We start from the raw sequence: 13,039 nt of genomic DNA, 5'->3' as shown, positions 1-13,039 counted from the left end.
TTTCTGTCAAACCCGGTCCTTTCCTGAAAGCGCTGCGCGCGCTTTAAGCGATTCGTTTCGCCCTATGTGAATCAAGCCTTCGGCGCGAAAGCAAGGCCGGCGTCAGTTTGCGGCCTGGCTGGACCACCATGCCTCCGGAAAACCGATGCCATATTCGGGCAGGTTTTCCGGCCGGACGAGTGTGTTCCAGTAGGCAACGAACATCTCGCCGCGGTAGAATTGCGGTACGACATAGCTGTTTGCCAGAAGCACCCGGTCGAGCGCGCGCGCGGCGGCCACCTGCTCATCCCGATTAGGCGCAAATATGACCTTTCTGACCAGAGCGTCGACGGCGGGGTTCTTGATGCCGGCGAGGTTGTTTGAACCCTGCCGGTCGGCTGCCGCCGAACCCCAGAAATCAGCCTGCTCGTTGCCAGGGTTTGCCGATGTCGCCCAGAGCTTGATCGTGACGTCAAAATCGAAGCTGCGGGTGCGGTTGGTATATTGCGAGGCATCGACCGTGCGGATTGTCGCATTGATGCCGATCTTCTTCAAATTCTGGACATAGGGCAGGATGGTTCTTTCCATACCGGAGGAGTCGATCAGAAATTCCATGTCCAGCTGCTGCCCGCTCGCCGCATTGACCATGCGGTTGCCACGCAGCTCGTAGCCGGCCTCCTTCATGAGTTTGACCGCCTCGCGCAGATTGTCACGTTGCTTGGCCGGTTCACCCGCGACCGGGTTGCGGTATTCGGTAGTGAAGACCTCCGGCGGAACCTGATCCTTCAGCTCCTGCAAAATCTCCAGCTCGCGGCCGGTCGGCAGGCCGGAAGAAGCCAGCTCGCTGCCCATGAAAAAGCTGTTGATGCGCTGGAACTGGCCATAAGCCAGCGTCCGGTTCAGCTCCTCGAAATCGAAAGCGTAGTTGAGCGCCTTGCGCAGTTTCGGGTTTTGGAACTTTTCCCGCCGCATGTTCGGCACGAAAGCCTGCATGATGCCGACGGAGCGGTAGATGTTCGGCAATTCCTCTTGTCTGACGCGGCCTTCCTTGACGGCCGGAAAATCATAACCGGTGACCCAGCGGCTGGATGAGGCTTCCTGCCGGAAATCGACCGTGCCGGATTTGAAAGCCTGGAACTCGACGTCCTGATCGGCAAAGAAGGTATAGGCGATTGTTTTGAAATTGTGCTGGCCGACATTCACATTGACGTCCTTGCCCCAATAGTCGTCGCGGCGCTCATAGGTCATCGTCGAGCCGGGCGACGCGACCGCGATCCTGTACGGACCGGACCCCATGACCGGCTCCAGCGTGCCGCGCGATATGTCGCGCGGCTTGCCATCCGGACCAGCGCTCTCCCACCAGTGTTTGGGAACGATCAGCAATTGCCCGACGATCTGCGGCAATTCGCGATTGTTCTTTTCATCGAAGGTGAAGGTGATGTCCCTTTCGCCGCTGATCTCGGCCTTGGTGACGTGGGTGTAATAGGTTGCAAGCTGCGGGCTGAGATCCTTGGCCTTTTCGAAGCTGAAGACGACATCCTCAGGCGTTACCGGCTTGCCGTCCGCCCATTTTGCCTCCGCGCGTAACCGAAAGGTGGCTTTCGAGATATCATCCGGATAGCTCACGCCCTCGGCCAGAAGACCGTAGGAGGCCGATAGTTCCTCTTCCGTCGATTTCATCAGAGTGTCGAAAACCAGAGAAAGACCCGTCGCCACCTCGCCCTTGGCGAGCAGCGGATTGAGCGTGTCGAAAGTTCCCGACGTCGACATGCGCAACGTGCCACCCTTCGGCGCCTTAGTGTTCACATAGTCGAAATGATCGAAACCATCAGGATGCTTCAGCACCCCGACCGTCGAAATCCCCTTTCGCCACACATCTGCCGACTGGGCGGAGGCCACCACCGGTATCAGCATGGCGGACGCCGCAAGAGCGATGAGGAGGCGGGATTTCAATGGTGCCAATATCATTCGGGATGTTCCCTGTTTTCGTGTTTGTTGAAGAGAGCATAAAACAAAGATTGGCAAAAAACAGATGCCCCGGCTCACAAGCTCTTTATTGACGCCTTTATCCGCATGCTTTGGCGCAAGCGCGGCGAAACATGGTTTCAACAAAATCCCGTTCCAGTTTATCCTGAGGGGCGAGAGAATCATTTGGTCGGAGCGGGCACAAATATATGACGGCGGGATCATCGAGAGTTTTCAAGGCGGCCATGCTGGCGATTTCGGTCGTTTCCGCGCTTCAGTTGCAGACGCAAACCGCATTTGCCGAGGACAGGCCCGCGAAAGAAGTGTTCGGCCATCTCGACCTACCGTCCGCCAACGCTTCGCAGCCCATCGGCTCCTATGCCAAGGGATGCCAGTCCGGCGCCATCGCCATGCCGCCGGATGGCCCTACATGGCAAGCCATGCGTCTTTCCCGCAATCGCAACTGGGGCCAGCCGCAGCTGATTTCCTTCCTTGAACGGTTTTCGCAGGATGCGCAGAAAATCGGCTGGCCGGGGCTGTTGCTCGGCGATATTTCCCAGCCTCGCGGCGGGCCGATGCTGACCGGCCATGCCTCGCACCAGATCGGCCTCGATGTCGACGTCTGGTGGCGGCCCATGCCGAACCCCAGGCTGAGCGTGCAGCAGCGCGAGACGCTGCCTTTCGTCTCCATGCTGGACAAGGCCAAGTTCCTGACGGTGGATGACCGCAAATGGTCGCCGCTCAATGCCCGTCTGGTGATGATGGCGGCAAGCTATCCGCAGGTAGAGCGGGTCTTCGTCAACCCGGCGATCAAGCAGAAACTTTGCCAGACATGGACCGGCGACCGCACCTTCATGGGCAAGATCAGGCCGATCTACGGTCACGACGAACATTTCCACATCCGGCTGGAATGCCCGCCCGGTGCTGCAAACTGCAAACCGCAGGCGGAGGTCGGCAAAGGCGACGGTTGCGACAAGTCGCTTGCCTGGTGGTTCACCAAGGAACCATGGGCGCCTCCGAAGAAAGACCCCAATGCCAAGCCGGTGAAACCCCGTCCGGTCATGGTCTCCGATCTGCCCGCAGCCTGCGCCGTCGTGGCTGCCGCCCCATCCGCCAATCCGGAAGGTTTTGCTGCTCAGGCATATTCCCCGGCGCAAGCCGTGCGGCAGCAAGGCGTGGAACAGATCATTCAAAGTGCTCCGGTGGCCATTCAGCCGCCTTCGGATATTCCGCTCCCGACCCAGCGCCCGACATTGAACTGAAACAGAAATGGGGCATTAAACAGCTTCCCTTTTCAAATGGCGGCAAGCTGTTATAGAAGGCTTCAAATCGATTTAATTCTTTACCGGAGACAGGCAGGGACATGGCAGGACAACGCTGTATCGCGCTCATCGCTCACGACGAGAAAAAAGACGATATGGCGGATTTCGCACGTCATCATCAAAAAGTGCTTTCGAACTTTAAAATCGTCGCCACCGGGACGACCGGCGGTCGCGTTCAGGAAGCCTGTCCCGAACTGAGCGTCATTCGTCTCAAAAGCGGCCCGCTTGGCGGCGACCAGCAGATCGGCGCGATGATCGCCACCGGCGAAGTTGACATGCTGATCTTCTTCACGGACCCGCTGACGGCGATGCCGCATGATGTGGATGTGAAGGCGCTGACCCGGCTTGCCACGGTCTACGACATTCCCATGGCGCTCAACCGCGCCACCGCAGAAAAACTGGTGGACTTCAACGTCGCCGGATAATTCATAAATATAAGACGCGGGATTTCAGGCGAAAACCGCACATATTTTTCGCCATCCCGCTCCAGCCCCCACCAATATGGAACAGGCAATGCCGAAGACGTCCGATACCGAATATCTTTCCTTCCCGATCCTTCTTGGCGACATCGGCGGCACCAATGCCCGCTTTTCCATCCTGCTCGATTCCTTCGCCGAACCCATGCATCTCACCAGTGTCAAGACGGCGGAATACGAGACGATCGACGACGCCATCCAGCAGGCGGTTCTGGACAAGACATCGCTTCAGCCCGTCTCGACCATCCTTGCGATCGCCGGTCCCATCGAGGGCGACGAGATTCCGCTGACCAATTGCGACTGGGTCGTCAAACCGAAGGATATGCTGGCCAAACTTGGCCTGAAGGACGTCATCGTCATCAACGACTTCGAGGCGCAGGCTTTGGCAATCGCCGCCCTTGACGACGACAACCGGGAGTCCATCGGCTCCGGCAAGAAGGACATGCTGGCGTCGCGCGTGGTTCTCGGACCGGGCACGGGCCTTGGCGTCGCCGGGTTGGTCTATGCCCGCCATATGTGGTTCCCGGTGCCGGGCGAAGGCGGCCATATCGACATCGGCCCCAGAAGTGCGCGCGACTATGCGGTTTTCCCGCATATCGAAACCATCGAGGGCCGCGTTGCGGGCGAACAGATCCTGTGCGGGCGCGGACTGGTCAATCTTTACCGGGGCATCTGCGCTGCCGATGGCATCGAACCTATCTTTTCCGATCCGGCCGACATCACCTCGCATGGGCTTTCGGGCCAGAACCCGCAGGCGAAGGAAACGCTTTCGCTTTTCAGCACCTATCTCGGCCGCCTGGCAGGCGACCTTGCCTTGATCTTCATGGCCAAGGGCGGCGTCTATCTGGCCGGCGGCATTTCTCAGAAAATCATTCCGGCGCTGAAAAGCCCGGAATTCCGGGCGGCGTTCGAGGACAAGGCGCCGCACAGCGCCCTGATGCGCAGCATTCCGACCTTCGTCGTCACCCATCCGCAGGCGGCCCTTTCGGGTCTAGCCACTTACGCCCGCACGCCTTCGGATTTCGGCCTTTCGCTGGACGGACGGCGCTGGAGAGCCTGATCGGTCCCGGGACAGGATAGGGTTGCGAAGCGGGCGGACGGTCTTTAACGTCGACGACGTATAGGTCGATGTAATGGATGGCTGCCTTGAACGGCAGGACATGAAAAAGTGAGTGACGGCATGGGTGGCAGCGAGATGAAACTGGTCGTGGTTGGTGCGGCGGGCCGCATGGGACAGGCATTGATCCGCCTCATTCACCAGACGCCTGGTGTGACATTGCATGCCGCCGTCGCACGCGAAGAGTCCGCCTTTGTCGGCCGCGATGCCGGCGAGATCTCAGGCCTTGGACCTATCGGCGTCGAAATCACCAGCGATCCGCTGCAGGCCTTTCTGCATGCCGAAGGGGTGATCGATTTCACCTCGCCCGCAACCAGCGTCACTTTCGCCGGCCTCGCCGCACAGGCCCGCATCGTGCACGTCATCGGCACCACGGGCTGCACGCCGGAAGACGAGGAGAAATTCAAGGCAGCTTCGCGCCATGCCCGCATCGTCAAGTCGGGCAATATGAGCCTTGGTGTCAATCTGCTCAGCGTTCTGACGCAGCAGGCGGCGCAAGCACTCGATACGCAGAACTGGGATATCGAAATCCTTGAAATGCATCATAAACACAAGGTGGATGCGCCTTCCGGGACGGCATTGCTGCTCGGTGAAGCGGCGGCGGCGGGCCGCAAGGTCGATCTGACAACCTCTTCCGTTCGCGTGCGCGATGGGCATACGGGTGCGCGTGAGACGGGAACCATCGGTTTCGCCACGCTGCGCGGCGGTTCGGTGATCGGCGAACATTCGGTGATCTTCGCCGGTGAGGGTGAGCGCGTCGAGCTTTCCCACTATGCCGGTGACCGCTCCATCTTCGCACGCGGCGCGATTGCGGCAGCCGTCTGGGCGCTCGACAAAAAGCCGGGCTTCTATTCGATGCTGGATGTGCTCGGTCTTTCGCAGACGGAATAGGACCTCCGGCTGCTCCTTAATTTTCCACCGTGAACTCGACCGTATCGGCTGAAAACCGGCTGATGGCATATTGCACCGGGATGCCGTCCATATCCGCGTTCAGCGCCTGAGTGACGAGCAGGATTGCGCCCGGCGACAATTCGAGATCGGCCAGATCCTGCGTATCCGCGTGGCTGGCGGAAATGACGGTGGAGATGCGCACATAATCCGCGACGCCCAGCATTTCGAAGGCGGCGGTGATCGACCCGCTTTTTTGATAGGCTTCCCCTATCCCTGAAAAACGGTCCGCCGGAAACCATGTGGTCGAGCGGGAAACCGGCCGGCTGTCGGCCTTGCGCAGGGTTTCCAGACGCACAAGCGGTGCGCCCGGCTGCAATTGCAGCCGTGCCGCCAGATCGGCATTTGCCGGCTCGGTGGTATGGGACAGAAGCAGCGCCTGCATTTCCTTCACCTGATCGCTGATACCCGCCGTGAACCGCGTGCGCAGTGAAATCGGAAAGCTCAGGCGTTCCTTGCGCGCAATCATCGTGCCGCGCCCCTGCCTCGGCTCGAGGATACCTTCGCTTGCCAGCGTGGCAATGGCGCTTCTGACCGTGTGGCGGTTGACGCCGAATTTTTCGGCCAGCGTGATTTCCGGTGGCAACATGCCGGTTTCGTCGTGATCGCCCGCCGCGATCTCAGCCCTGATCCTGTCGGCGATCTGCCGCCACAGCGCCACACCGTTCTTTCTTTTCATCGCTGCTGAAGGGCTCATGTCACACGCTTGTCATTCATCGACGTTAATTGTAGCTTATATTGTATGGTTGTCTATATCAATAGACATTAGAGGTCAAGCGATGAATAACGAAGCGGCGAATTCACATGCGGAAAGGAAGCGGGTGGCAGCACTTCTTGCCCGCGCCACCGTTCAGGAACTTGAGACGGTCTGGACCCGGCAGGATGCCAGCCCGCAGACGGAAAACGTGCGCGGACCTGAAACGGGTCTCGTCATGGTCAAGGGCCGTATCGGCGGCGGCGGCGCGCCTTTCAATCTGGGCGAAACGACCGTGACCCGGGCAACCGTGAAGCTTGCATCCGGCACCGTCGGCCATGCGCATGTTCTCGGCACCGGCCGCAAGAAGGCCTGGTATGCAGCGGTTTTCGACGCGCTCTGGCAGGAAAGCCCGACCCGCGACTTCATCGAGACCGAGCTTCTTTCACCGGTCGAAAAAAGGCTGACCGAAGAGACGAACCGAAAAGCCAAAGAAACCGCCGCAACCCGGGTCGATTTCTTCACCATGGTTCGAGGAGAGGATTGATGAGCGTCAAGGCCGAAGCATTGACGGGCGGTTTTTCCGACGCCGTCTTCGATTCACAACGGATTTTCAAGAAACTCATGGATGGCATGGCCCGGCCGGGCACGCCGCAGACGATCGAAACAACGGTTGCCCCACCGCTGCCGCTTGGCACCGCGACCGGTGCCGTTCTTCTGGCAATTTGCGACCATGATACGCCGGTCTGGCTGAGCGGCGCGCTTCGCAAAACCGCAGTACCGGGATGGATCGGATTTCACACCGGGGCGGTTGCGACGGAAGAAAAGAGTGCTGCGCATTTTGCCGTCATCGAGGCCGGAAGCGCAATTGCCTCCTTCGGTCTCTTTGCCCAGGGAACTCAGGAATATCCTGACCGTTCCACGACGGTCATCATCGAATTGCCCGATCTCGACGGCGGACGCGAACTGCTTCTGTCCGGTCCCGGCATCCGTCACATCAACGTCATCAGCCCTTCCGGCCTGCCGGATATGTTCCCGAGGCTGTGGGCGGAGAACAACGCCATCTTCCCGCGCGGCATCGACATCATTCTGACGGCTGGCGACAAGTTCGTTTGCCTGCCGCGCACGACGCGCATTCAACCCGTGGAGGCATAAGATGTATGTTGCTGTCAAAGGCGGCGAAACCGCCATCGCCAACGCACACCGGCTTCTGGCCGACAAGCGGCGCGGAGACCGCGACCTGCCCGCCATGACGGTGGCGCAGATCGTCTCGCAGCTTTCACTCGCCGTCGACCGGGTGATGGCGGAGGCTTCGCTTTACGATCAGTCGCTTGCCGCCCTTGCCGTCAAGCAGTCCCGCGGCGACATGATCGAAGCCATATTCCTGCTGCGCGCCTACCGCACGACCCTGCCCCGTTTCGGCTATTCGGTCCCGGTGGATACCGCCAAGATGACAGTTCACCGCCGCGTTTCCGCGACCTACAAGGATCTGCCGGGCGGGCAATTGCTGGGACCGACCTTCGACTACACCCACCGCCTGCTCGATCCCTCGCTTCTCGAAGACGAGAGCGTAGAGACTGCCGCCCGACGTGAAGGGGAGCCCGAATATGTCATGCGCGTTTCCGATATTCTGGCCGAAGAAGGGTTGATCGAAAACGACGGCGACATGGCGGACGACCATATTGCCGGCGATCTGACGCGGGAACCGATGGAGTTTCCAATGCCGCGTGACCTGCGCCTGCAATCGCTCGCGCGCGGTGACGAGGGTTTTCTTCTCGCGCTCGCCTATTCGACGCAACGCGGTTACGGCCGCACGCATCCGTTTGTCGGCGAAATCCGCATCGGCGAAGTGGAGGTGGAGTTGGATGTGCCGGAACTCGGTTTTTCCGTTTCCCTCGGCGATATTCAAGTTACCGAATGCCAGATGGTCAACCAGTTCAAGGGTTCGGCCAAGGCGCCACCGCAATTCACCCGCGGTTACGGTTTGGTGTTCGGCCAGAGCGAACGCAAGGCGATGGCCATGTCGCTGGTCGACCGTGCGTTGCGCGCCGGTGAATTCGGCGAGGATGTCGTTGCCCCGGCGCAGGACGAGGAATTCGTCATCTCACACGCCGACAACGTGCAGGCGACGGGTTTCGTCGAACATCTGAAATTGCCGCACTACGTGGATTTTCAGGCTGAACTCGATCTGGTGAGGAAGATGCGCGCCGATTTCGACGCGATCAACTCCAATGGTGCGGAGTGGATGGGCGATGCGGCCGAATAGCTCAGCGGTTGCCCTGCTCGCCAAACCAATAGGCGCAAAACACGGTCGATGCTGCAAATACAGCAAAGAACACGGCTGCAAGAATTCCAATCTCCATGAGCTTGTACTCCTTTTTTCGCAAGGTTAACGCGCAATGCTTGAAGAAGTTTCATTCGACGACGGGCTGGCTGCCTACAACTTCGCCTATCTGGACGAACAGACCAAGCGGATGATCCGCCGGGCGATCCTGAAGGCGATTGCCATTCCCGGTTATCAGGTTCCCTTCGCCTCCCGTGAAATGCCCATGCCCTATGGCTGGGGCACCGGCGGCGTGCAGGTGACGGCCTCCATCCTCGGTCCCGACGATGTGCTGAAGGTGATCGACCAGGGGGCCGACGACACCACCAATGCCGTTTCCATCCGCGCCTTTTTCCAGAAGGTGGCGAATGTGGCCGTTACCACCCGCACCAGGGACGCGACCATCATCCAGACGCGGCACCGCATTCCCGAGGAAGAACTGCATTCGGGGCAGGTTCTCGTCTATCAGGTTCCCATTCCCGAACCTTTGCGTTTCCTCGAGCCGCGCGAGACCGAAACCCGCGTCATGCACGCGCTGGAGGAATACGGCCTGATGCACGTCAAGCTTTATGAGGACATCGCCCGCAACGGCCGCATCTCCACCACCTATGCCTATCCGGTGAAAGTTGCCGGACGTTACGTGATGGACCCCTCGCCGACCCCGAAATTCGACAATCCGAAAATGCACCTGTCGGACGCCCTGCAATTGTTCGGCGCCGGGCGCGAAAAGCGCATTTACGCCGTTCCGCCCTATACGGATGTCGTCAGCCTGGATTTCGAAGACCATCCCTTTGAAATCCAACGCTTCGACAAGCCCTGTGCATTGTGCGGTGGGGAGAACGTCTATCTGGACGAGGTGGTGCTGGACGACAAGGGCGGGCGGATGTTCGTCTGCTCCGATACCGACCATTGTGAGGACCGCCGCGCCCATGGCCACAAGGGCCACCTGCTGGCGGATGTGAAGGAGGCCGCAGAATGAGCGACACACCGCTTCTGAAAGTCAGGGACGTTTCCAAATATTACGGCGACCGGGCCGGTTGCCGCAACGTCTCCTTCGAGCTTTTTCCCGGCGAGGTTCTGGCAATCGTCGGTGAATCCGGCTCCGGCAAGACCACGCTTCTCAACTGCATTTCCACCCGGCTGATGCCGACGGCGGGCAGCGTGGAATATCGTATGCGCGACGGCTCGGTGCGCGACCTCTATCATATGGGCGAGGCTGAACGGCGTTTCCTGATGCGGACAGACTGGGGTTTCGTGCACCAGAATCCGGCGGACGGGCTGCGCATGGCGGTTTCGGCCGGCGCAAATGTCGGCGAGCGCCTGATGGCCGTCGGCAACCGACACTACGGCAACATCCGGCAATCGGCCAGCGAGTGGCTGGAGCGGGTGGAAATCGGCACCGACCGTATCGACGACCAGCCGCGCGCCTTTTCCGGCGGCATGCGCCAGCGTCTGCAGATCGCCCGCAACCTGGTGACCTCGCCGCGTCTCGTTTTCATGGATGAACCGACCGGCGGCCTCGATGTCTCCGTGCAGGCACGCCTGCTCGATCTCGTGCGCGGCCTCGTCAACGACCTCGGCCTCGCCGTCGTCGTCGTCACCCATGATCTGGCAGTCGCGCGGCTTCTTTCTCACCGCATGATGGTGATGAAGGGCGGCGACGTCATCGAGCACGGCCTGACCGACCGGGTGCTGGACGATCCGCGCGAGCCCTACACGCAATTGCTTGTTTCCTCCATTTTGCAGGTTTGATGCCATGCCGACGCCTCTTATCGTTTCGGAAGTCTTCAAAAGCTTCACCATGCATCTTCGCGACGGCATCGAACTGCCTGTTGTCCGCGATGTCAGTTTTTCCGTTTCCGGCGGCGAATGTGTCGTGCTCGGCGGCCCGTCCGGCATCGGCAAAAGCTCGATCCTGAAAATGCTCTATGGCAATTATGCCATCGACAGCGGGCAGATCCTCATCCGTCACGAGGGTCAGGTCATCGACATGGGCAGCGCTTCGCCGCGCACCATCCTCGATATTCGCCACCGCACCATCGGTTATGTCAGCCAGTTTCTTCGCACGGTGCCGCGCGTTCCGGCTATCGACGTCGTCGCGGAACCGCTTTTCGCACGCAAGGTCGCCGCAGAAGAGGCGCGCGAGCAGGCCGCCGTTCTGCTTTCGAAACTCAACCTGCCACGGGAATTGTGGTCGCTTCCACCAGCCACCTTTTCCGGCGGTGAACAGCAGCGCGTGAACATTGCGCGCGGCTTCATTACCGACCATGCAATCCTGCTTCTCGATGAGCCGACCGCCTCGCTGGACGCCGTCAACCGGCGCGTGGTTGTCGACATGATCGTCGAGAAAAAAGAGAAGGGCACCGCGCTGCTCGGCATTTTCCATGACGAGGAAGTGCGGGAAGCCGTGGCCGACCGCATTCTGGACGTTTCGAAATTTTCGCCACGGAAGGCAGCGGCATGAGTGTCAAGGTCGGTCTCGAACCCGTCATCCACGAAACCGCCCGCGTCACCAATTCATCGATCGGCCGTTATACCGAAGTTTCGGAACGGTGCCGCATCGAGGAAGTGGAGATGGGCGACTATTCCTATGTCATGCAGGATGGCGCCATCTGGTGCGCCAGCATCGGCAAATTCGTCAACATCGCCGCCGCTGTCCGCATCAACGCGACCAATCATCCGATGTCGCGCGCCACGCTCCACCACTTCACCTACCGTGCCCGCAGCTATTGGGACGACGCCGAGGATGAAACGGACTTCTTCGCCGCCCGCCGCGCCAAGCGCGTGGTGATCGGCCACGATGTATGGATCGGCCATGGCGCGACAATCCTGCCCGGCGTGACCGTTGGAAACGGCGCGGTGATCGGCGCCGGCGCGGTCGTATCGAAAGATGTCGCACCCTATACCATCGTCGGTGGTGTGCCCGCCCGGCTGATCCGCGAACGTTTCCCGGTGGACCTTGGGAGCCGCATGGACGATCTCAAATGGTGGGACTGGGACCACACAAGGCTGCGCGGTGCGCTGGATGATTTCCGCACCCTCGCCGCCGAGGATTTCGTGGCGAAATACGCCGGGTAAAAACGACCCCGCACGGAAGAAATAGCAGATCCCGGGGCCATGCTCCGGGGTCTGCACAGCCACGTCTGCGAGGCGTCGGGTGGGTTTCAACCCATTGGCACGGCTGCAAAAAGTTTTGTCGGCGAACACACGGATCCCGTGTCTGCGGATTCTGTAATATTTTCTTCATCAAACTGACATTCACGCTTCATGCTCCGCTGTTAGGTCGAACCCCGTAACAAGAAGATTGGACGGGGAAATGAGCTTTCACCTGAAGCAGGTCACGCGCCGTTTCGGCAACCACACTGCGGTCGATGCCGTGAATGTGAAAATTCCGCAAGGCCAGATGGTTGGCGTGATCGGACGTTCGGGCGCAGGGAAATCGACGCTGCTGCGTATGATCAATCGCCTCGTTGACCCTTCCTCGGGTTCCATCCATTTCAACGACATTGAAGTCTCGTCGCTGAAGGGCGCCGCCCTGCGCAACTGGCAGCGCGATTGCGCCATGATCTTCCAGCAGTTCAATCTGGTGCCGCGCCTCGACGTGCTCACCAATGTCATGCTCGGCCGCCTCAACCACCGTTCGACGGCACTCAGCCTCTTCAACATCTTCACGAATGACGAACGTCTGATGGCGATCGCCGCCCTCGAGCGGCTCGGCATCGAACATGTGGCGATGCAGGCGGCAGGCACGCTTTCCGGCGGCCAGCAGCAGCGCGTCGCCATCGCCCGGGCGCTGATGCAGTCTCCGAAGATGGTTCTGGCCGACGAGCCGATCGCCTCCCTCGATCCGCTGAACGCAAAGATCGTGATGGATGCGCTGCGCGACATCAATGAGCGTGAAGGCATCACCGTCATCACCAATCTGCATACGCTGGATACCGCGCGCAATTACTGCGAACGCATCATCGGCATGTCGCATGGCCGCGTCGTCTTCGACGGAACGCCTGCCGAGCTGACGGCTGCGGCCGTCACGGAAATCTACGGCACGGATTCGCACGGGGCCGGCATCGACGAGACCATGACCTCGACCAGCATCAATATTCCCGGCGCGCAGCTTGCCACGCGTCCGGTACAGCAATCTGCCGGTCCCGAACCGCTGGCTCTGGCCGGGCTCTGAGGAACCGCTCAGCATCGTTTGCGCCCGCGTCAAGGGCC

The 13,039-nt window shown here is 60.2% G+C and carries 14 protein-coding genes; 12 read left to right on the top strand and 2 right to left on the bottom strand.

Annotated features, from left to right (window positions below; all coding sequences use genetic code 11):
* Positions 1 to 102 precede the first annotated feature (102 nt).
* The gene (locus RS75_RS05285) at positions 103 to 1,947 is read right to left on the bottom strand and encodes an extracellular solute-binding protein (protein ID WP_045018105.1); all 1,845 of its coding nucleotides are present in this window, start codon (positions 1,945 to 1,947) and stop codon (positions 103 to 105) included.
* 206 nt (positions 1,948 to 2,153) lie between these two features.
* Between RS75_RS05285 and mepA the strand changes: the two genes are divergently transcribed.
* The 4 genes from mepA (at position 2,154) to dapB (ending at position 5,750) form a co-directional block, all read left to right on the top strand.
* Complete coding sequence (mepA, locus tag RS75_RS05280) at positions 2,154 to 3,206, top strand: penicillin-insensitive murein endopeptidase (RefSeq protein WP_045018102.1); 1,053 nt, start codon at positions 2,154 to 2,156, stop codon at positions 3,204 to 3,206.
* Between the two features lie 101 nt (positions 3,207 to 3,307).
* Entirely contained in the window at positions 3,308 to 3,691 is a 384-nt protein-coding gene (locus RS75_RS05275; protein ID WP_045018100.1) for a methylglyoxal synthase, read from the top strand.
* Between the two features lie 88 nt (positions 3,692 to 3,779).
* Positions 3,780 to 4,802: a glucokinase gene (locus RS75_RS05270; protein ID WP_045018098.1), complete on the top strand. Its 1,023-nt coding sequence runs from the start codon at positions 3,780 to 3,782 to the stop codon at positions 4,800 to 4,802.
* A 120-nt stretch (positions 4,803 to 4,922) separates the two neighbouring features.
* Entirely contained in the window at positions 4,923 to 5,750 is an 828-nt protein-coding gene (gene dapB, locus RS75_RS05265; RefSeq protein WP_045018096.1) for a 4-hydroxy-tetrahydrodipicolinate reductase, read from the top strand.
* Positions 5,751 to 5,766: 16 nt separating this feature from the next.
* Here the strand turns inward: dapB and phnF are convergent, their stop codons facing one another.
* Positions 5,767 to 6,504 carry a phosphonate metabolism transcriptional regulator PhnF gene (phnF, locus tag RS75_RS05260; RefSeq protein WP_045018094.1) on the bottom strand — a complete coding sequence of 246 codons (738 nt, stop codon included), beginning with the start codon at positions 6,502 to 6,504 and terminating at the stop codon, positions 5,767 to 5,769.
* An 82-nt stretch (positions 6,505 to 6,586) separates the two neighbouring features.
* Between phnF and phnG the strand changes: the two genes are divergently transcribed.
* The 8 genes from phnG to phnC all read left to right on the top strand — a co-directional run bounded on the left by phnG (position 6,587) and on the right by phnC (position 13,001).
* Positions 6,587 to 7,048, top strand: a complete 462-nt coding sequence (gene phnG / locus RS75_RS05255; protein ID WP_045018092.1) for a phosphonate C-P lyase system protein PhnG — start codon at positions 6,587 to 6,589, stop codon at positions 7,046 to 7,048.
* Positions 7,048 to 7,656 (top strand): phosphonate C-P lyase system protein PhnH, encoded by a 609-nt coding sequence (gene phnH / locus RS75_RS05250; RefSeq protein WP_045018090.1) that lies wholly within the window; start codon positions 7,048 to 7,050, stop codon positions 7,654 to 7,656. Before phnG ends, phnH begins: the two co-directional genes overlap by 1 nt.
* 1 nt (position 7,657) lies before the next feature.
* Positions 7,658 to 8,767 carry a carbon-phosphorus lyase complex subunit PhnI gene (locus RS75_RS05245; protein WP_045018088.1) on the top strand — a complete coding sequence of 370 codons (1,110 nt, stop codon included), beginning with the start codon at positions 7,658 to 7,660 and terminating at the stop codon, positions 8,765 to 8,767.
* A 133-nt stretch (positions 8,768 to 8,900) separates the two neighbouring features.
* A complete protein-coding gene (locus RS75_RS05240) occupies positions 8,901 to 9,803 on the top strand; it encodes an alpha-D-ribose 1-methylphosphonate 5-phosphate C-P-lyase PhnJ (RefSeq protein ID WP_045018087.1) in 903 nt (300 codons plus the stop codon).
* Positions 9,800 to 10,576: a phosphonate C-P lyase system protein PhnK gene (gene phnK, locus RS75_RS05235; protein WP_045018085.1), complete on the top strand. Its 777-nt coding sequence runs from the start codon at positions 9,800 to 9,802 to the stop codon at positions 10,574 to 10,576. Before RS75_RS05240 ends, phnK begins: the two co-directional genes overlap by 4 nt.
* A gap of 4 nt (positions 10,577 to 10,580) precedes the next feature.
* On the top strand, positions 10,581 to 11,288 hold the full coding sequence (gene phnL / locus RS75_RS05230; RefSeq protein ID WP_045018083.1) for a phosphonate C-P lyase system protein PhnL: 708 nt from the start codon (positions 10,581 to 10,583) through the stop codon (positions 11,286 to 11,288).
* The gene (locus tag RS75_RS05225; protein WP_045018082.1) at positions 11,285 to 11,902 is read left to right on the top strand and encodes a transferase hexapeptide repeat family protein; all 618 of its coding nucleotides are present in this window, start codon (positions 11,285 to 11,287) and stop codon (positions 11,900 to 11,902) included. The genes phnL and RS75_RS05225 overlap by 4 nt, the downstream gene beginning before the upstream one ends.
* A gap of 238 nt (positions 11,903 to 12,140) precedes the next feature.
* A complete protein-coding gene (gene phnC / locus RS75_RS05220) occupies positions 12,141 to 13,001 on the top strand; it encodes a phosphonate ABC transporter ATP-binding protein (protein ID WP_045018080.1) in 861 nt (286 codons plus the stop codon).
* Positions 13,002 to 13,039: the final 38 nt, after the last annotated feature.

Source organism: Rhizobium nepotum 39/7 (assembly GCF_000949865.1).
Classification (GTDB): domain Bacteria; phylum Pseudomonadota; class Alphaproteobacteria; order Rhizobiales; family Rhizobiaceae; genus Agrobacterium; species Agrobacterium nepotum.
The sequence above is the reverse complement of the archived record's forward strand: the minus strand, read 5'-3'. Positions and strand labels throughout refer to the sequence as shown.

Coding starts and splice junctions, on each gene's coding strand:
- RS75_RS05285 (WP_045018105.1), bottom strand. CDS start 1,947: ATGATATTGGCACCATTGAAATCCCGCCTCCTCATCGCTCTTGCGGCG.
- mepA (WP_045018102.1), top strand. CDS start 2,154: ATGACGGCGGGATCATCGAGAGTTTTCAAGGCGGCCATGCTGGCGATT.
- RS75_RS05275 (WP_045018100.1), top strand. CDS start 3,308: ATGGCAGGACAACGCTGTATCGCGCTCATCGCTCACGACGAGAAAAAA.
- RS75_RS05270 (WP_045018098.1), top strand. CDS start 3,780: ATGCCGAAGACGTCCGATACCGAATATCTTTCCTTCCCGATCCTTCTT.
- dapB (WP_045018096.1), top strand. CDS start 4,923: ATGGGTGGCAGCGAGATGAAACTGGTCGTGGTTGGTGCGGCGGGCCGC.
- phnF (WP_045018094.1), bottom strand. CDS start 6,504: ATGAGCCCTTCAGCAGCGATGAAAAGAAAGAACGGTGTGGCGCTGTGG.
- phnG (WP_045018092.1), top strand. CDS start 6,587: ATGAATAACGAAGCGGCGAATTCACATGCGGAAAGGAAGCGGGTGGCA.
- phnH (WP_045018090.1), top strand. CDS start 7,048: ATGAGCGTCAAGGCCGAAGCATTGACGGGCGGTTTTTCCGACGCCGTC.
- RS75_RS05245 (WP_045018088.1), top strand. CDS start 7,658: ATGTATGTTGCTGTCAAAGGCGGCGAAACCGCCATCGCCAACGCACAC.
- RS75_RS05240 (WP_045018087.1), top strand. CDS start 8,901: ATGCTTGAAGAAGTTTCATTCGACGACGGGCTGGCTGCCTACAACTTC.
- phnK (WP_045018085.1), top strand. CDS start 9,800: ATGAGCGACACACCGCTTCTGAAAGTCAGGGACGTTTCCAAATATTAC.
- phnL (WP_045018083.1), top strand. CDS start 10,581: ATGCCGACGCCTCTTATCGTTTCGGAAGTCTTCAAAAGCTTCACCATG.
- RS75_RS05225 (WP_045018082.1), top strand. CDS start 11,285: ATGAGTGTCAAGGTCGGTCTCGAACCCGTCATCCACGAAACCGCCCGC.
- phnC (WP_045018080.1), top strand. CDS start 12,141: ATGAGCTTTCACCTGAAGCAGGTCACGCGCCGTTTCGGCAACCACACT.